This is a genomic window from bacterium (assembly GCA_016700035.1).
In the GTDB taxonomy this organism is placed as follows: Bacteria; Patescibacteriota; Saccharimonadia; order CAILAD01.
The window spans coordinates 197,504-217,047 of the sequence record CP064998.1 but is presented as its reverse complement, the minus strand read 5'-3'; the positions used below and the strand labels follow the sequence as shown (position 1 = coordinate 217,047).

12 protein-coding genes and 1 rRNA gene are annotated in these 19,544 nt (G+C 44.4%); all 13 read right to left on the bottom strand.

All coding sequences use genetic code 11. The annotated features are described in order from the left end of the window. Positions 1 to 163: 163 nt before the first annotated feature. Positions 164 to 1,684: ribosomal RNA gene (locus IPM44_01030) — 16S ribosomal RNA — on the bottom strand. Between the two features lie 306 nt (positions 1,685 to 1,990). Next, complete coding sequence (locus IPM44_01025) at positions 1,991 to 2,863, bottom strand: divergent PAP2 family protein (GenBank protein QQS27365.1); 873 nt, start codon at positions 2,861 to 2,863, stop codon at positions 1,991 to 1,993. A gap of 76 nt (positions 2,864 to 2,939) precedes the next feature. Then, the gene (locus tag IPM44_01020; protein QQS27143.1) at positions 2,940 to 3,527 is read right to left on the bottom strand and encodes a hypothetical protein; all 588 of its coding nucleotides are present in this window, start codon (positions 3,525 to 3,527) and stop codon (positions 2,940 to 2,942) included. Between the two features lie 52 nt (positions 3,528 to 3,579). Next, positions 3,580 to 6,093 carry a DNA gyrase subunit A gene (gyrA, locus tag IPM44_01015; GenBank protein ID QQS27142.1) on the bottom strand — a complete coding sequence of 838 codons (2,514 nt, stop codon included), beginning with the start codon at positions 6,091 to 6,093 and terminating at the stop codon, positions 3,580 to 3,582. Positions 6,094 to 6,105: 12 nt separating this feature from the next. Then, a complete protein-coding gene (gyrB, locus tag IPM44_01010) occupies positions 6,106 to 8,193 on the bottom strand; it encodes a DNA topoisomerase (ATP-hydrolyzing) subunit B (protein ID QQS27141.1) in 2,088 nt (695 codons plus the stop codon). 106 nt (positions 8,194 to 8,299) lie between these two features. Then, positions 8,300 to 8,902, bottom strand: coding sequence for a hypothetical protein (locus IPM44_01005; GenBank protein QQS27140.1), 603 nt, complete (start codon positions 8,900 to 8,902; stop codon positions 8,300 to 8,302). After that, a complete protein-coding gene (locus IPM44_01000) occupies positions 8,895 to 10,460 on the bottom strand; it encodes a PKD domain-containing protein (GenBank protein QQS27139.1) in 1,566 nt (521 codons plus the stop codon). The genes IPM44_01005 and IPM44_01000 overlap by 8 nt, the downstream gene beginning before the upstream one ends. A gap of 62 nt (positions 10,461 to 10,522) precedes the next feature. After that, positions 10,523 to 13,012: a type IV secretion system DNA-binding domain-containing protein gene (locus tag IPM44_00995; protein QQS27138.1), complete on the bottom strand. Its 2,490-nt coding sequence runs from the start codon at positions 13,010 to 13,012 to the stop codon at positions 10,523 to 10,525. A gap of 11 nt (positions 13,013 to 13,023) precedes the next feature. Continuing rightward, complete coding sequence (locus IPM44_00990) at positions 13,024 to 13,338, bottom strand: hypothetical protein (GenBank protein QQS27137.1); 315 nt, start codon at positions 13,336 to 13,338, stop codon at positions 13,024 to 13,026. 58 nt (positions 13,339 to 13,396) lie between these two features. After that, entirely contained in the window at positions 13,397 to 14,827 is a 1,431-nt protein-coding gene (locus IPM44_00985) for a peptidoglycan binding domain-containing protein (protein ID QQS27136.1), read from the bottom strand. Positions 14,828 to 14,965: 138 nt separating this feature from the next. Continuing rightward, positions 14,966 to 17,791: a C40 family peptidase gene (locus tag IPM44_00980; protein QQS27135.1), complete on the bottom strand. Its 2,826-nt coding sequence runs from the start codon at positions 17,789 to 17,791 to the stop codon at positions 14,966 to 14,968. Continuing rightward, complete coding sequence (gene pheS / locus IPM44_00975) at positions 17,788 to 18,789, bottom strand: phenylalanine--tRNA ligase subunit alpha (GenBank protein ID QQS27134.1); 1,002 nt, start codon at positions 18,787 to 18,789, stop codon at positions 17,788 to 17,790. The genes IPM44_00980 and pheS overlap by 4 nt, the downstream gene beginning before the upstream one ends. Continuing rightward, positions 18,786 to 19,181, bottom strand: a complete 396-nt coding sequence (locus IPM44_00970; protein ID QQS27133.1) for a hypothetical protein — start codon at positions 19,179 to 19,181, stop codon at positions 18,786 to 18,788. Before IPM44_00970 ends, pheS begins: the two co-directional genes overlap by 4 nt. Positions 19,182 to 19,544 lie beyond the last annotated feature (363 nt).

The following is a 19,544-nucleotide window of genomic DNA, read 5'->3' as shown; positions in this document are numbered from 1 at the left end:
TAAAGATTCGTGAAAAGTCGACCTAGGATAGCCATTCGATATGAAGATTTTTGGTGAGCACTTCCTAGTATCTAAAGACACTAAGCAGCTCGATAACCACATTTCATACCGTAACGCCAGTACTTATAGTACTGGTACTGTTGCCAGTAAGCTTTCTCCCTAGAAAGGAGGTGATCCATCCGCACCTTCCGGTACGGATACCTTGTTACGACTTAACCCCAATCGCTGGGCTTACCTTAGGACTGTCTAAAAGACAATACGTCGGGCACTCCCAACTTTCGTGATTTGACGGGCGGTGTGTACAAGACCCGGGAACGTATTCACGGCGCTATGCTGACGCGCCATTACTAGCGATTCCGACTTCAAGAGGGCGAGTTTCAGCCCTCTATCCGAACTGGGGGTAGTTTTGGTGGGATTTGCTCCACCTTGCGGTTTGGCTGCCCATTGTACTACCCATTGTAGGACGTGTGTAGCCCGAGGCGTAAGAGCCATGCCGACCAGACGTCATCCCCACCTTCCTCCCGGTTGGCCCGGGCAGTCTCGTATGAAAAGACAACATACGACAAGGGTTGCGCTCGTTGCGGGACTTAACCCAACATCTCACGACACGAGCTGACGACGGCCATGCAGCATCTGTCACCAGGTTCCAAAAGGCACAACTGTCTTTCGACGGTCTTCCTGGGATGTCAAGCCTCGGTAAGGTTCTGCGCGTAGCTTCGGATTAAACCACATCCTCCACCGCTTGTGCGGGTCCCCGTCAATTCCTTTGAGTTTTAAACTTGCGTTCGTACTCCCCAGGCGGATCACTTAACGCGTTAGCTTTGTGACACAGGGGGTCGAAGCCCCATATCACTAGTGATCATCGTTTACGGCGTGGACTACCAGGGTATCTAATCCTGTTTGCTCCCCACGCTTTCGTGCCTGAACGTCAGGTAAGGCCCAGCAAGCTGCCTTCGCCATTGGTGTTCCTTCTGATATCTACGGATGTCACCCCTACACCAGAAATTCCACTTGCCTCTACCTACCTCTAGTCAGATGGTTTCAATTACAGTCCACATGGTTGAGCCACGGGATTTCGCAACTGACCTATCAAACCGTCTGCGCACGCTTTACGCCCAGTAATTCCGGATAACGCTTGGATCCTACGTATTACCGCGGCTGCTGGCACGTAGTTAGCCGATCCTTATTCCTGAAGTACCGTCATAATCTTCCTTCAGAAAAGCAGTTTACACTCCGAAAAGCGTCTTCCTGCACGCGGCATTGCTCCATCAGGCTTTCGCCCATTGTGGAAGATTCCTTACTGCTGCCTCCCGTAGGAGTCTGGGCCGTATCTCAGTCCCAGTGTGGCTGGTCAACCTCTCGATCCAGCTACTGATCGTCGCCTTGGTGAGCCATTACCTCAACCAACTAGCTAATCAGACGCAGGCCCCTCCCAAAGCGCAAAAGCTTTACTTATGACAAGCATAAGACTATGGGGTATTAGCTACCCTTTCGGGCAGTTATTCCCCACTTTGGGGCAGGTACCAACGTGTTACTCACCCGTCCGCCACTCAATCACTCATGTATTCCGCTCGCAAATGTGGAAATTCCACGGCTGCGAGCGAATAAAGTGATTGCGTACGACTTGCATGTATTAGGCATGCCGCCAGCGTTCATCCTGAGCCAGGATCAAACTCTCATACACAACATACAAAAGTATATTATATCGTTAAAGTTTAGCTACACATTAGAACGATACAACCAAATGCGTAGCTTTTAATCCTGTTATACGAACATAAAAAAGTTTAAATACAAAATTTAAAGTTAAACTGACACAGGTAACTTGTCAAAGTCCAGTAGCTCCAAACGCTAGAAAAAAACAACGGTCCTCTTTTTAGGAAGAACCATGTTTTGCTTTTTAAAAGTCGTTATAGCGAACTACCTCTAAAGAGTTTACGGCATAATGAGCCCAACTGTCAATAGAAAAGCTAGCCTTTTTATCTGAAAAAACCTACTTGCGCTTACTTGCTCGACGAGTTGATCGTGAACTTTTACGTTTCGATTTCATCCATTTTTGCTTACGAGCCTGCACCGAGACATCGGCAATGCTAGCCCGCAGCTTTCCATCTACCAAGAGCATATACCACAACGCTGCGTGCCAGAAAAATAACAACAACACACCAAGCACTACAAAAAGCCAAGTATTATACATAGATACCGCTTGAGTTTGTAAGAATACCAGTCCCAAAAATATAGTCGCAATTACTAAATTAGCTATTAAAAACTGCTTTAAAAATGGTCGATAGCGAGCCAATTTTCTGGATGATCTTGACCGTGCAGTTAGATAAGCTACCACACTAATTAGGATCAACAAAACCGCTAATCCGATTTGTGCCCAACGCGCTAAGTTAGCTGGTGTAGTAAGTAGCCAACTAGCCCGTTCGAGCAGACGACTGCCAAGTAGTATCGATGCTGTTGCCACACCTAAAACTACGCCAATAGCAACTTCTAACGGACGATGGCCCAGAATCTCTTTTAAGTGACCATATTTTTTAGGAGTTTTTACAGCTCCACTACTTGAAAGATCCTCAATTAATAAATTTAAGGCTTTTGCTTGCTCGCCAGCGGCTCGACGCACTCCAAGACTGTCATACATAACAATTGCCGCAAATACGCCAGTAATACCAAACAGCGGGCTGTTTGCTCCACCTTCAATCAATGCTACAGTTGCTAATGAAGCCACCGTAGCTGAATGCACGCTGGGCATACCACCAGAAGAGAAAAGTAAGCTTGGCCGATACTTTCCTTGCAATGTGGCAATACTAAATTTGATTACCTGGGCAATTAGCCAAGTAATAAGTGGTATATAAAGATACTCCGAAATCATCCGTCAAAAACTCCTTACAGGAGATATTGTACCGCATCTAGAGCATGCTTGTCTTGCAATCCGATAGTTATATCTAGGATTTTATGCGAAATACCAACGCATACTGATAGCCTGGAGTAGCCAGTGTCCGCTCAAACACCATCCCGCAAGCTTGCAGTAAATTAATTGCCTTCTCCTGGCTGACGCGTCGGTTTGCCAGTGGGCCGGCGCCCACACCGCCACGCAATTGCCAGTCCAATAACACAACCCGCGCACCACGTTTAGCATACTGAGTTACAGATAGGCAGAAATGATCTGGATTAAGAGATGACGAGAGAACATTAGTTAACAATATCCAGTCCACGCTCTGATGCGGGATGGCTCTTCCGAGCAAGACATCCGCCAGCAGGACTGGCTTAAATTGCCGATACCGCTTAAGATAGTCCACTCGTTCTAGCGCATCGGTGTTCGCACCGGCAATAATAACTTTACCCGGCTCACCAACCGCCTTAACCGAAGCCGACCCAAAAAACCCAACTGGGCTACCTAGCTCCAAAACAACATCACCCTCATCTATATTTAGGTCGCGCACCAATACTGTTGGCGAAACTAAATGATGACTCAGGCGAGTACGAACTCGTCTTGGTAACTTTTTTAAACTATGTACCGTCTTGTGAATCACCCTGCAATATCCTTATGGTTATATCCTACCTTAATATAGGCCAATCGGATAGCTATTCCGTTAGTTCTGGATCTCCCGAAGCATCCATCAGTGCCAGAGAGGCAACACTATCACCATCCTTGAGCTTCATAATCCGCACCCCCTGCGTAGCCCGACCAATTACCGATATATCCTTAAGTCGCAATCGAATAACCTGGCCTTGCTTAGAAATAAGTAGCAACTCATCATCGCGCGAGACTATCACGCGGGCATCTATCACTTCTCCAGTCTTGGCGGTTACCACCCCGGCCTTAATACCAACTCCGCCACGAGCGTGCTTAGTGAATTGATTAGTCTTGGTTAGCTTGCCATAGCCATTAGCACAAGTCACCAACATCAGCCCTTCTTCCTTACCAACTACATCTACACCAACTACTCGGTCATCAGCACGCAAGCGTACACCACGCACACCGCGAGTTGCCCGCCCCATTGGTCGAGCGGCCTCTTGGCCAAAACGTAGAGCCTGAGCCTTAGCGGTTGATAAAATAATATCATCACCATCAGAGCATTTTTTCACCCAAATTAACTCATCCTCGCGGTCTAGTTTTATCGCAATAATACCCGTGGAGCGAATATTAGCAAAATCAGTAATCTTAGTCTTTTTGATAGTTCCCTGACGCGTAGCCATAAATAGATACTGCTCTTTTTCTTCTTTGGTAAGAGAAACTGTACTCGTCACTTTTTCTTCTGGTGCTAGATTTAAGATATTTACAATCGACACACCCTTAGCGGTTCGACTGGCGGCCGGTATTTCATAAACCTTCACCCTAAAAGCTCGGCCTTGAGAAGTGAAAAAGAGTAGCCAGTCATGATTTTTGGTCTTAATAACGTGCTCCACCACATCTTCTTCTTTGGTGGCCATGCCCATAATCCCTTTACCGCCACGGCCTTGACTCTTATAAGTGTCGGCCGGCATTCGTTTAATGTAGCCGCCATGAGTGACGGTAATAATAACATCCTCATTTGGCACCAAGTCTTCTTCCGAGAAATTACCAACCGCCCTACGTTCAATTTGGGTACGACGATCATCACCATATTTTTCACGCACCTCCAAAAGCTCTTCTCGGATAACTTTTAGAATATTTGCATCGCTAGAAAGAATTTCCTTTAATTTAGCAATGGTATTTTGCAATTCATTATATTCATCTTGAATCTTCTTACGCTCCAGGCCGGCCAATGTGCGCAGTTGCATTGCTAAAATAGCATTAGCTTGAATTTCGGTTAAATCAAATCGCTTAATCAGATTCTGTCGTGCCTCATCTTGAGTTTCGCTCTCACGAATAGTTGAGATAACTGCATCTATTTCATCAAGTGCCTTCAAAAGACCTTCGAGGATATGGGCTCGGGCTTCAGCTTTGCGCAAGTCAAACTCAGTTCGACGACGCACCACAACTCGACGATGATCGAGATAGTAACGTAGTACCATCTCCAAATTCAACACGCGTGGCTGAATACCATCTACTAAGGCTAGCATATTAACATGGAAAGCCGTCTGAAGTGGCGTGTGTTTATAGAGCTGATTTAATATCTTCTGCGGGTAGGCATCTTTTTTAAGCTCAATCACAATCCGCATACCACCACGATCCGAGCTTTCATCGCGCAAATCTGAGATGCCGACAACTTTTTTCGATTGATGAAGCTCAGCAATTTTCTCAATTAGATTTGATTTCACTACCTGGTAGGGAATTTCGGTTACAATAATTGCCTGGCGCCCCTTCTTATACTCCACAATCTCTGCCACGGCACGCATAGTAATACTACCGCGACCAGTTCCATAGGCCGAAGTAATCCCGCCGTCATCAAAAATAGTAGCTCCAGTTGGGAAGTCCGGACCTTTAACAATTTTCATCAACTCATCAATCGTTACATCTGGGTTATCAATAATTGCCACAATTGCATCAACCATTTCACGCAAGTTGTGGGTTGGAATATTAGTAGCCATACCAACAGCAATACCCTGCACTCCATTTAAAAGAAGATTCGGGATTTTAGCTGGTAAAACCTTGGGTTCTCGCTGTGAACCGTCATAGTTGGGCATAAAGTCGACTGTATCTTTATCGATATCAGCCAGCATCTCTTCAGCTATTTTAGTCATACGAGCCTCGGTGTATCGCATGGCAGCCGCCGAGTCACCATCAACCGAACCAAAGTTACCCTGACCATCAACCATCGGATAGCGCAAACTAAAGTCTTGAGCCATGCGCACCATGGACTCATAAATAGCCGAATCACCATGCGGGTGATACTTACCAATTACTTCACCTACTACCGTTGCCGACTTACGATATTTAGTATTAGCCCGTACACCAATCGTGTGCATGGCGTACAATATACGTCGATGCACCGGCTTTAAACCATCACGCACATCTGGCAGGGCCCGCGAAACAATCACCGACATAGCATATTCGAGATAACTCTTCTCCATCTCAAACTCAATTGCCTGCATCTTAACTGTACCGATGCCTGGCTTCACAATCTCAGTGGGCTGTTCTTCTAAATTAGTCTCTTCTGGGATATTATCTGCCATACATTTCCTCTCTTATACGTCCAAGTTCTGTACTGATTTTGCATGAGTCTGGATAAAGTTCTTACGCAAACTCACTTCATCACCCATAAGCTTAGAAAATATTGCATCCGCTTTCTCGGCGTCCTCAATAGAAACCTGTAACAAAATTCTGTTATCAGGATCCATGGTGGTTTCCCAAAGCTGGTCGGCATTCATCTCGCCCAAACCTTTATAGCGCTGAATTGAAAGACCCGGTATTTTAACACCAGTTGAAGCTTCCGCTTCGGCTGTGGCTGCTTCATTCTCAACTTGCTCTGTATTAACCGCTAATTCTGCCAAATCCTGAGCCGTAGTAACGTACTGAGTATCTGTAGTTTCACTAACCACTTCTTCTTTTACGGTTTTCTTGGATTTTGCCCGAGCTTCTATTTTTTCAGCTAATTCCTTAATGATAGTATCACGCTCAGCGTCATTATAGGCATAATGTCTTTCGCGCCCCACGCTTACTTTATAGAGCGGTGGCTGAGCGATATAAATATGCCCCGCTTCAACCACCGAAACCATATGGCGAAAGAAGAATGTAAGCAAAAGAGTGCGGATATGAGCGCCATCAACATCAGCATCGGTAGCAATAATAATTCGGTCATAACGTAGCTTTTCTAATTCAAAACTATCCGAAATACCGGTTCCAAGTGCAATGATTAGATTCTTTACTTCATTGCTGGATAGCATTTTATCAAGTCGGGCACGTTCAACATTTAAAATTTTACCGCGCAACGGTAGAATTGCCTGAAATTCACGATCACGCCCCTGCTTTGCCGTACCACCAGCTGAATCACCCTCTACAATAAACAGCTCTGAACGAGTAGCATCTTTGGAGCTACAATCAGCCAATTTGCCAGGCAATGTCATGCCCTCTAATGCGCCTTTGCGAATAACTGTGTCGCGAGCTGCCCGAGCCGCCAAACGAGCCCGAGCCGAGAGTGAAGCCTTACCAATCATCTTCTTTGCTTCAGCTGGATTTTCTTCCAAATAATAAGCTAGATATTCAGAAACTACCTGATCAACTACACCTCGAATTTCTGGATTACCCAATTTACCTTTTGTCTGCCCTTCAAACTGTGGCTCCGGTAATTTAACTGATATTATCGCCGTCAGACCTTCGCGCACATCTTCTCCGGTAAGAGATTCATCTTTTTCCTTGATAAGACTATTCTTGCGAGCATAATCATTAATTACACGAGTTAAGGCGGTCCGAAAACCCGTCAGATGTGTACCACCTTCTGGGTTATGAATGTTATTGGCAAAACTTTTTACCTGCTCGTTATAGCTATCGGCATATTGAATTGCCACCTCAACCGTCACATCACCATTTTCACGCTCCACATAAAAAGTTGGCTCATTAATGGCATCCTTACCTTTATTAAGATGCTCCACATAACTACGAATACCACCCTCAAAATAAAATCCAAACTGCCGTTCATTTACTTCATCAACCAACTGAACTTGAACGCCTTTAGTGAGGTAAGCCTGATGGCGCAAATAATCTAAGATAACTTCATATTTAAACTGTACAGTTTCAAAAATCGTTTCATCTGGCTTGAAACGGATTGCTGTACCGGTATCTTTAGTCTGGCCAATTACTTTAATGTCTGACGTTGGTACACCGTTCTTGTACACCTGCTCGTGGATTTTGCCATCTTTTTTAATAGTTGCAATTAAGTCAGTTGCCAAGGCGTTCACGACCGAAACACCAACTCCGTGCAAACCACCAGATACCTTATATCCACCACCGCCAAATTTACCACCAGCGTGCAATACCGTTAGCACCGTCTCGAGTGCCGATTTGCCAGTTGCCTTAACCTTATCAACTGGAATACCTCTCCCATTATCAGTCACGCAGACCCAGCCATCTTTCTCTAACACGACATCAACTCGAGTTGCTACCCCTGCCAGCGCCTCGTCAATACAGTTATTAACCAACTCCCAAACTAAGTGGTGCAAGCCCTCTGAGCCAGTACCACCAATGTACATACCAGGACGTTTGCGTACCGGCTCAAGACCCTCAAGTACTTGAATTTGTGATGCAGTATATTCTTGGGGCTGTGATTTTGCAGCCATACGCTACCTAACCCCTCCTGATAGTTCAGTATTCATTAACTACATTATATCTGAAAATCAGGTGTATGAGCAAGACCTACTCAGGAACGCAATCAGTAATATTGCACTATTTCTTGTGAGTAGTCTTTGCGTTCGGGCCTTTGGTAGTTTTCTTATGCCGAAATAGCTTTTCTGCTAAAACCCCCAAAACTCCACCAATCAATAACCCTACAATAAATTCTGAACCCGACAACTTAAAGCCTTGTATATAGGAGAATATATACAAGCTCGCACCCATCAAGATCCCACCGATCACGCCACCCCACAAAAAGCTAGGGCGAAATATTGTTTCTTCCAACAATTCACTTGTTACCTCAACTGGTTTAGCGTGAATAAATTTAGAAAAATTACGTTGCACCGGCGTAAGTTGAGATCGCACAGTCTGCATGGTGGAACGATATGCCGCATCTCGAGCGCCCCTGGTAACTACCTGCGGTTCACGCACCTCAGTTGTTTTAGGTTGTTTCTCGCGCGCTTTATCAGCTTCTTTATCAAGTGATTTTTCAATCTTCTCGCGTGTTTGCTCGGCTGACTTCTCGCGCTCGTGTGCTGTTTCTGATTTTTGCTCTAATGGCTTATGAGATTCGGCTGACTTATCAACCTTTAAGTCCAGCTTTTCATGCTTTGCTCCAGACTCACGCTCGGGATTTTGATTAATCTTTTCAGACATCTCTACCTCCTGTCTCTGAGACTGCCAATATTTCTAGCTCACGCTTAATCAAACGATTACGCAACAGTATAAATACCATACCACTAGTAAAGAGTGCCATCGTAGTGGTAGCCACACCAGCACCTGTTTGAGGTAGTGTTTGAGTGACTTGTTCAACTTTTTTAACCGGCGGCTGCTCTAATAGGATTTCAACTCGATTATTGAAGAAAAGGTTTTCCATCTTCAAGTCATAAGAGCTCTGATCGCTGGCGCCGATTGGAGTGGCGGGAATTGGGTTTTTCACCTTCACTACAAACTGCTTTGTGGCTGTCTCACCACCTTTAATCTCTACCTTATCCCAGACTAAAGTGCGCTCAATCAGTTTATCTTCCTGGCCCGGAATTGGCTTTTCAACCAACCGCGCTCCACCCAAATCTTTAATATCGGCATACTCTAAAATATCGGCAATCGCTTCTTCAAAAACAAACCCACTAACTACGCCAGTTCCCGTATTAGTTGCTGAGATACTGTAGCGTATTTCATTGCCGGCCTGAGCTGTTGTACCACTAGCCTGAATTGGATTCCCATTCTTATCTTTAATAGATAAGTTAACCGCCTGCTTGTTATATGTTAGCTTTGGATCAACCACTCGAATAGTCTGCGAACAGGCCACGGTATAGTCGGTCGTTCCGGCCGTAGTCTCTACTTTTAAGCGAGCAGTATAAGTGCCAGATTTTTTATAGACATGATCCACCTGCGATTTAGCAGTAGAAATCCGCTCTCCATCACCAAAGTCAAAAATATAATTCTTAATATTTGTATTCTCAACCTGCGCCGTACCTACAAAGGTAACTTTTAAGGGTGGATTCATTTTGCTATTTGCAGTATCCATATATGCCGCTAAGCTCTGACACGAGTAGCTTGCCTTTGGCTCTGGAGTTGGTGGTGGTGGTGGAGGAGGTGGTGGTGGAGGAGGTGGAGGAGGAGGAGGAGGAGGAGTTGACGGAGCTGGCACTTTCTCGCCTGGTGTATTAGCTGAAAATACTGGATTACCACAATCGTAGAGTATCCAAAACTGCTTACCTACTCCCGTTTTGCCCTCTAGCCCAGAAAACCATTTATTATTGCCCCACACCCGCAGTGGCCGTAAATAAACAGTTGAATGAGCTCCCGGAATGTCCATTAAAATATTTTGCTCACCATGACGCTTGCGTCCCATCGACCAAACATCCCAAGATGAATTTACTCGGCTTGGCGTAGATCGCACAATTTCATCACGGCCAATCCCTACACGAACAAAAATAGCCCTAACTTCTGGGTTAGTATCAAACTTATGCAATAAATCCGCCTTGGACTTATACCCACCATAAATAATATCGTTCGAAGAACCTGAACTCGCTTCGGAAACTTTCGGTGGAGCTATAAAAGTTACCGACTGAAAAGCCACCATCAAGATAGCTAAAACAGCTGTAATAACACGAGTTGATTGTTCGTCGGCAATTCTTTTGATATAGAAGCCTAGAACATTTTTATTTTCACGACCTAATGCAATATTTGAAACGACATCACGAAATAACATCTATTTTTATCCCTAAACTGTTATGTTGTACTGATTGTATCCTGACTGACAACATCTAGCAACTAGCCCGCCTGCACAGAGGCTGGCTTCTTTTCTGATTCTGTCGCCGCACTATCACGTGTGCGCAACTGTAATCGAACTTCTTCTTCGACCTCAGCTTTGGGTCGACCAAACCGTTTACGTGTCAGCTCTTTTAGCTGAATGGCAAGTTCAGGATTAGGCTTACCAACTGGCGGAAAAACTGGATGGATTGTAAACGGCACGGTCGGTAAACCATTCGCCATGAGCTTTATTGCACCCTGAAGATTCGGGATATTCACTAAATCATTTCGATCAAAGCTAGGCTCAAATTGCTTTTCCAAGAACTCAGCATCTTCTGGCCCACACCTAAATGTAAACAGTGTACCAACATTACCAAATACAGCGCCTTTAATTTCCTCTGACAACTGGCCAATAAATTGGTTGGCCACCACTAGGCACAGGTTATACTTACGAGCTTCCGATAGGATCGTAGCAAAGCTATCAGTTGAAAAGTTTTGAAACTCATCAACGTAGAGAGTAAATTGTGGCATCTGACTTTTTTCACGCCCCGAACGAGCTAATGCCGCAGCTAGTAATTTGATAACAAAAATCATACCCAAAAGTCGAGAATTTTCCGTACCAGTTTGACCTTTTGAGAGATTCACAATCAAAATCTTATTAGTATCCATAATGTCAGTAAAATTAAAGGCACTCTTATACTGGCCAATAATATTACGCATTACTTCGTTAGACTGGAAGGCACCCCACTTTGACACAAACCAACCCAGCATCTCACTTTTATGATAATCTGAAGTCTGACCCATCTCATTAATCCAAAAGTCCTGCACGGTAGAATCTTTAACAAACTTAAACTTCTCTTTCAAGTATTCGTCATCTACAAATGGTTTTGGCACCTCCAAGAACGTCGCACCAGCTGGATCGGACATAATAGTTAGTGACGCCATCCGGAACCAATGCTCAAAACGTGGCCCAATAATTCCCTGCTTATCTGGATCGTAGAGCTTATAGAGCATATTTATAACTTCCTGAATAATAAAGTCTTTCTGCTCCGGATGCTCAGGGTCAAATTCCATAATATTAAGCCCCAATGGGACCACCAGATCGGCCGGATTAAAATAAATCACGTCATCAATACGGCTACGTGGAACTTTTGCCAGCACCGCATCTGCTAACTCACCGTGTGGATCAATTACACATAGCCCCTTACCCAGAGCCATATCTTGCACGATGAGATCTTCCAGGGTAACCGACTTACCGGTTCCGGTTTGCCCAATAATATACATATGGCGCTTACGATCCTCATCCGATAGTCGCACCACTTTTTCCTTGCCCTGAAAGAAGTTTGAGCCAATCACCACGCCTTCAGTTGGCAACTCGGCCGGTGCCGATACCTCTCGACGACCCTTACGCTCTAGTGGCGTACCAATCTCAGCCGCTGCATCTGGCAAATGGAAAATTGTTGCTAGCTCTGTCGAATTTAAAATAACCGCCCTACGATTTCTGGGAAATATCCGAAAAATAAAGCTATGGGCAAGCTCTCTGGGCGTATGAGCCGGCTGAAAAACAAAGCCATTACTGCCCGGCTGATTAAACTGGGCAAAGCCATTAACTATATCCTGCACCACCAGTTGACTACGAGCCTGATCGGTCGAACTGGCTACAATCCGAATCATCGTTTCAAAAGCCGGCTCACTAGCTTTTTCTTCAATTGCCTGAGCTAGCTTCTGGTCAATCGTATCGGCCTGTTTGGTCGGATCATTCATTTGTTCTTTGGCCTGCCAATCGGGAGTCGAAAAGGGTGCTTTCGCAATCTGAGTGGCGATATGCATCGGATCGGTCGACTTCGCACGCTGAGGATTAAGTAGCCCTTTAGCATATTCGCGCGCACCCTTTGACCATTTCGGTGGGGCAGGGCGCACCATAATCTGAATGGCTGCACCTTCATCTTGGGTTAGCTTGGAAAGTGAGGCTATCATACCGCTCATTGGATCGAACTCTAATGTCTTATAAGTCTGGACGGGATAAATATTTTTCTGGGTTAAATTTAGCTCACCACCAGACACCCCAGCTATCTTACCTTGTTGACTAAAGATATTATGCTCAAGTGCCTGGTCTATCTGAATAGTTGGGTAAGCTGCCACCAAAGCCTTCTCCACCGCGCCAGTTAATGCCGCCGGTACACCAACATAAAAATAAATCTGCTCACCCCGAGCTACAATCTCAAAAGCAATATGTCTCTGAGAATATAGCTTGCGCTTTGTAATTAAGCCAGATAATAACGTAAAGATTCCCTCGGCCTTTGAAATATTCTCCTTAATTTTCTCACGATCATCGCGCTGGCTTTCATCCGTCTCGGCCGGCGGTAGCTTGAGGAGTAAGGGTACCATCTTTATACCGCGCTCAATATCCTTAGTACGTTGCGACCGACGCACAAATAGCGCCACACCAATAATCACCACTCCTATAAAAGCTAGGGCAATAAATACTGCTAGAACTGTTACGGCCTGCATTTAGCTCGCCCTCATGCCGACTTAATCTCCCGACCCCAGCGTTTTTTTAAGTAATCACGGGTCAGCTCAGCTTGCTTCTGTTGTAATGCAAAAGGATCATCGGCATATTCTTGAGCTATTTTATTCACCGCATCCACCCAAGTTTTTTCAATTAAATCATTATCAGCGGCAACCGATGGGGAAGTGGTAGTTTCTGGATTTTCTACCAGAGCCTCAGTTTGTACCTGTTTTGTCGCTGAATTAGAATCTACATTGTGCGACGTAGACTCCGGAAAAGGATTACTAATTACTCGAGCTGGCTGTGAAGTTTTTGGAGTATCTTTCATGTTGCTTATGATTATAGAGGTTTTTTATCACCTCTGCATTGTAAAATAGCTATTGGTATTAGTTATGCACCCATACTGGCGTACCAATATCCGACCACGAATAGATAAAGGCCGCCGTACCAGCTGGCAGATTAACGCACCCATGTGACCCATTATAATAATAATCCTGACCACCAAACCGACCATTGCGCCAACTGGCGTCATGCAAGCCATACCCCTTAAAGAAGGGCATCCAATAGTTAACAAATACGTTATAGTTATACCCATACTGTGCGCCGTTTAAGTAAGTATTAGTACCCTTAGAATAAATTGCAAATAGTCCCGTCACCGTTCCTAATCCAGCGCCTGTAGCACCACTTGTAATCGGCGCTGAGTGAACCACCTGACCATTCTCATAGGCCCACATATACTGTCGCGACAAGTTAATTTCAATATATTTTGCCGCATCTAAGCTAGTCGTCCTAATAGTTTCGGTCTTAAAAGCTACTGGACTGGTTTGTAATACAATATCAGTATCTCGATTTTCACGCATGGCTTGCACAATAGTGCTTGTCACCATATCCTGATTGAGAGCAACTCCATCTTGACCTTCACGCTCAACTGACGAAACACCATTTTTAACCACTACTTTTTTATTTACAGGTGCCTTATCAATTTCATTAGCCACCGACTGCACATAGCCCTTAACTTGCGCCTCCGAAATTTGCACCTGTAATTTACTGGGGTTCACCTCATCATTTGGTTGCGTCACAATCCAATAGCCAATATTAACAGCACTGGGCTGAAAAACTCGATCATTATATGTTAATCGAATCGAGCGTTGTAACAATACCTCCGCCTCAGATTTAGTCGACTCTACCGCAGTGGCTCTAATTGAAGCCTCAACCGGCTCTGTATCTAGAGTAAAATTACCATCTTGTGCAGTAGCCAAAGCACCAGATACAAGCTGAGTTACTCGCATCTTATCAAGGCCCAGCCCATTAATATCGGGCTGAATTGTAGCTTGACCATTTTCAATAACTAGTGAGGCATTTTTAGCTGGCTGTCCAACCTTCTCAACTATCTGGTTCGTAAAAGCACTCAGCTTACGATAATCCAATTCAAAAGCATAACCAATATCATGATGGGTGCGCATCGAGTCAATAATACCTATAATTGGCAACTTATACTGACGACCCTTTTGATAGGCTAGCTCAACCGTAGCCGGTACATCATAGCGCGCACCAATTTCCTCGTTGCTAGCCACAAATTCTTGTCCACCAACATTCAGCTTAACCTGTTTGCCAAGTGGCTTGGACTGCAAAAAAGATATCGCCTGCTGGCGTGTTAGCCCCGAAACATCTTGTCCCGCAACTTTAACGCCAGGATATATCACACCCTCAACAAAAACTGCAGCCCATGCATTTAAAAGTAATAAGATAAACAGAGGCAAAAGCACTAAAAACCAGTGCTTTGTTCTAATAGCTTGTTTCTTTCTTTCCTCAGGCATTGATATATTTTAGAAGTAAAATGTTAGCTATATGTAGCTACTCATACCCCTCACGCTTATCTAGATATATCATAGCACGTAGCGGACGGCCCGCAAGAGTGTTTAATGGTGTCAATATTCTTGCCTTAGGCAGATTATTTATCGTAACCGCAAATCTGCCTGCGGACACTCTTGCTGAAGCCTAGTTACAATATCTGATTCAGCAGCCTGGATTACTTCCAAAGACGGTTGTGCACCCAAATCTAAGCGCACCCTAATTGTTAACACCCGTCGCCCAGCTTTACTGAGTACCTGATTGGAATAACTATCCAAGTAATTGATAGTTACTAATTGGTCATAGTCTTTTAATGCGTCTAAAATTGACTGCCACGCTACATTGGTCTGAACTTCCAAGCTCATATCACGCTGTACTAACTGATACTCCGGCAAATTTCTAACTTTTGCATAATCTCTGGGTTGCAGTAGGGCATCCACATCAAACACTGCAAAGCTCACTGGTTGCGACAAATTAAACTCTCGCCATATCGGTGTACTAACTCGCCCAATCACACCGAGTTTCGTATCACCCAGCATCATCTGTGCCGAACATTGTGGCACTAATCTATCATCGGTAGACCCAATATCACCAAATGTTGGCTCCAGCTTTACACTAGACAAAAAGCCATGCATAAAAGCCTGCAAATACATTAGGCTATCTGACCCAACGCTACTAATCGCTAGCTGCCATTTTTCTATCGGTAAATCACCATCTCTACCTGAACTTTGAAAAACCCGTGAGAACTCAAAAGTAATTTGACTCAATTTATAAACACTATTTTTCTGCCACATCACTAAATGACTAGCCAGAAGGTCGGATCGTAAATACTTTTGCTCAGGAGAACGTGGGTTCGCCACTATCGGTAATTTCTGAGGATTAAGCTTGGTTCGCAGCGCATCTTCTTCTGAAATAAAGCTATAAGTTGCCACATCTGTGCCACCAATATGCACTAACTTACGGCGCAATTCACGCATCGCAACCAAGTTAGACTGACTCAACTCTGGCATTGGCGCAATTTTTGGCAGCGTTTCTGGCATTGAGTCGTAGCCAACTATTTTTGCAATCTCCTCATACATATCAGCTTCCAGACGAATATCCGTGCGCCACCATGGTACTTCAACCGCTAAAATATGATTAAAGCTTTCCACATAACGACGCGCACCCAAATAGCCAGGATTCTCAATAAACTCCTCAACAGGGGAGACAATCACACCGCCTTCATCTCGAAGCACCCAATCACCCTGCTTATACTTATACTGAGCTGCCTGAACAACCTTTCCGCCACCCAAATAAATACCATTGTGCCCAACTTTCTCTGGCTCTTCCAGGTTATAGCGGGTCTTTACACCATCCTGGTTCATTAGATAATAATGATCGGTAACTGATTTTTCAATCTTGCCCTCATAAAACAATACATCACCAGGTTTTAAATGATTTACCTCAACCGGCCTGCCAGTATGAAATTGCCCTAATGACGTGTGGCCAACAAAGATACCTAACTTAGAATAAATCCTGTCTACCAGATATGAGCAATCAAAAGCTGTCTCGCCATCAGCTCGATAATTAGCACCCCAACGATAGGGCTTACCGATATGGCTCTTGAGTTCTTTTGTGATAGAGAAGTGATCTACTTTAAAACCGAGCGAGCGCAGCCCCTTTATAACTTGACCCTCATCAATTTGCATGCCTAAAAATTTCTCAGCTCGACGAACTCGAACACCTAAAAATTGTTGCCACGGCCAGCCATAAAGTTGATCGTACGGACCATCAATGATCTTGGCATCACAAATTTCTTGCAAGAGGTCGAGTAGCCGAGCAAAAGCTTTTTCGGGCAAGGGGAGTGGGAGAGAGCGCTCATACCGAGCCGACGCTTCTGTGCGTAAACCGTGTCGGGTGGCTGACTTACGAATAGTTGCCTTATCCCAATGTGCAGCCTCCAGGATAATCTCAGTTGTTTCAGGCTGAATCTGCGATGCTTTTCCACCCATTACACCAGCTAGCCCAATCGGTCCATTAGCATCACAAATTACTAGGTCTCGACTATCTAAATCGCGCAACTCATCATCAAGTGTGGTAATTTTTTCATTTTTTCTAGCATAACGGACCTCGAGTGGGCCAGTCAGTGCTGTAGCATCATAAGCATGACTTGGTTGACCCATTTCAAGCATCACAAAATTAGTAACATCAACCACTGGATTGTGTGTCGCAATGCCGTTAGCGGACAAGTTATCCACAAGCCATGTAGGACTTTTTACATTATTCTTAACGCGCAACTTAGCAGACATAAAGCGACGATTCTCTTCCCTAGCCTTGACATTTACAAATTCTGTTTTTTTATATTCATACTCACCCACAACTGGCTCCACCACCCCCTGCCCTGAGTCATAAACAGCAATTTCCCGCGCTATCCCTACCCCACTCAAAAAATCCCACCTATTTGCAGGTGTCTTAATGTCCAGCACATCTCCAGAAAATACAATGTCGCACAATGATGTACCAAGCTTATGCTGATCCTCTTCAAAGACATGAATTCCTGTATGATCATCGCTCAGACCGAGCTCCTTAGCACTAGCAAGCATGCCGTGCGAAGTCTCACCACGAATCTTCGAGGTTTCAATTTTTGTCCCGTCTGGCAACTTAGCACCCGGCTGAACCAATCCAACACGCTGACCAACCGTCACATTTGGTGCACCACAGACAACTCGAATCTTTTTAGTGCCAGTACTAACTGTCACTAGCCGTAGGCGATCAGCGTTTGGATGAGGCTCAACCTGTATGGTTTTCACTAAAATAATACCCGGATCCAATGCATTAGAGCGAATAATCTCCTCAACTTCAATTTCGGTTCGAGCCAATAGTTCAACAATCTCATCAACAGTCCGATGGTTTTTCAAATATCGATTAAGGGTTGCAACGGCAATTTTCATAATTCTTCGCTCATCAGTAAATTAGGTCGCCAAAGCTTCCGCAGATCAGTCAATCCATAACGAATCAGAGCCAAGCGATCTGGGCCAAACCCAAAAGCAAAACCATTGTACTGCTCCGAATCAACCCCACCGCGAGCCAATACATGCGGATGAACCATGCCAGCCCCACCAACTTCTAGCCACTCATCTCGATACCATACATCCACCTCAACCGAAGGCTCAGTATACGGGAAGAAGCTCGGTCGAAATCGTATCTTTACGTCTTGACCCAATAACAACTGTACACAATGCAATAGTGTTCCCTTAAGGTCGGCCATACTCACATCCTCACCAACCACCAAGCCCTCCACTTGATAGAAAGTCCAGGAGTGTGTCCTATCTTCATCCTCATTACGATACACCTTACCTGGAACAATAATCTTAAATGGTGGTTGATTATTCTCCAAATAGCGAATTTGTGCCGCCGAAGTATGCGTACGTGGCACAAGTGGCACCCTGCCGGTATCTGCCTCTAGATAAAAGGTGTCCTGCATGTCTCGTGCCGGATGATCGGGTGGCATATTTAGAACCTCAAAATTATACCAGTCAGTCTCCACCTCCGGCCCATCAACAACTGCAAAGCCAAGCCTTAAAAATACTTCATAAATATCATCAAGCACTAACTGTGTCGGATGTCCATGTCCAGTTAGCTGTTCTGTGCGTAACGGAAGTGATAAGTCAACCGCTGACAATGCATTATCCTCGGATTGTGCAATTGTCTTCTCTCGAGAGATTATAGCTTCTTCAATTTTTTGTCTGAGTATATTAGCTCTAGAGCCAACCTCGCGCCGTTCCTCAACATTCAGCGAACCGAGTGACTTCAATACCTGTTGCAATCTCCCCTGTCGGCCAATCAACTTTGATTTAATATCAAGTAAATCCTGCTGTTTTGAAGCAGAGGCTATTAGTGTAATATATTCGGATTCAACCTGATCAAGTATTTCTAGTGGATTTTTCATGACTTCTTTGTTCGAAAATATAGTTCAATTATAGCAAGAGTTAGCAAGAAGAGCAGTATATCACCCAGATTCAACATACGTAAACTCTGCATTGCCAGACCAATTACAATAAATAGCCCCATCACAACACTATTTCTAATCGAAGATTTATAAATTAATAATCTCTCCTGAGCTTCAGGATGTTTACGGTAAGAAAAGCCGTAGCGCAGCAGAATCAAGCCAGATACTACTAGTATGAATAGTGCAATAAACCAAATGGTCACCCCTAAGCTACCAATATCCCTAGGTGATGTAGTAAGCAGCAAGAAGCCCACTACGCTAGACGAGAGCAGTAAAGCAAAAATCGTTACCGAAATATAGAGGGCAAGCTGTCGGTGGGGTGCATCACGCATACTATTACTATTATCGCTATTTTTCGACAGTTTTTCCACAGTAGATTATTTGAATACAAATTATATAATATTGAATACCAATTTTATTTACAGTATTTGGAATTTTCTATCGACTACTTTTTTTATTCATTATACTGACCTACTTTCTTATACGACTCGTCATTTAACTGTTTGATATTTCCACTCAATACCAAACAGTTTCTACTTAATATCGCAATCAGCCGAAGTCTTTTCATGAATAATCATTCCCTAACAAAAAATCACCCTAACAAATGGGTGATCTCTAAAATAAGTAATTGGTTACGGGGCAGTCACATCTGCCCTAAAGAGAAAGATTCAATTGGCACGTGCTGCCCCGATATA

What these genes read in the sequence shown, in the direction of transcription:
- gyrA (QQS27142.1), bottom strand. Translation starts at nt 6,093, where the DNA reads ATGGCAGATAATATCCCAGAAGAGACTAATTTAGAAGAACAGCCCACT.
- gyrB (QQS27141.1), bottom strand. Translation starts at nt 8,193, where the DNA reads ATGGCTGCAAAATCACAGCCCCAAGAATATACTGCATCACAAATTCAA.
- IPM44_01005 (QQS27140.1), bottom strand. Translation starts at nt 8,902, where the DNA reads ATGTCTGAAAAGATTAATCAAAATCCCGAGCGTGAGTCTGGAGCAAAG.
- IPM44_01000 (QQS27139.1), bottom strand. Translation starts at nt 10,460, where the DNA reads ATGTTATTTCGTGATGTCGTTTCAAATATTGCATTAGGTCGTGAAAAT.
- IPM44_00995 (QQS27138.1), bottom strand. Translation starts at nt 13,012, where the DNA reads ATGCAGGCCGTAACAGTTCTAGCAGTATTTATTGCCCTAGCTTTTATA.
- IPM44_00990 (QQS27137.1), bottom strand. Translation starts at nt 13,338, where the DNA reads ATGAAAGATACTCCAAAAACTTCACAGCCAGCTCGAGTAATTAGTAAT.
- IPM44_00985 (QQS27136.1), bottom strand. Translation starts at nt 14,827, where the DNA reads ATGCCTGAGGAAAGAAAGAAACAAGCTATTAGAACAAAGCACTGGTTT.
- IPM44_00980 (QQS27135.1), bottom strand. Translation starts at nt 17,791, where the DNA reads ATGAAAATTGCCGTTGCAACCCTTAATCGATATTTGAAAAACCATCGG.
- pheS (QQS27134.1), bottom strand. Translation starts at nt 18,789, where the DNA reads ATGAAAAATCCACTAGAAATACTTGATCAGGTTGAATCCGAATATATT.
- IPM44_00970 (QQS27133.1), bottom strand. Translation starts at nt 19,181, where the DNA reads ATGCGTGATGCACCCCACCGACAGCTTGCCCTCTATATTTCGGTAACG.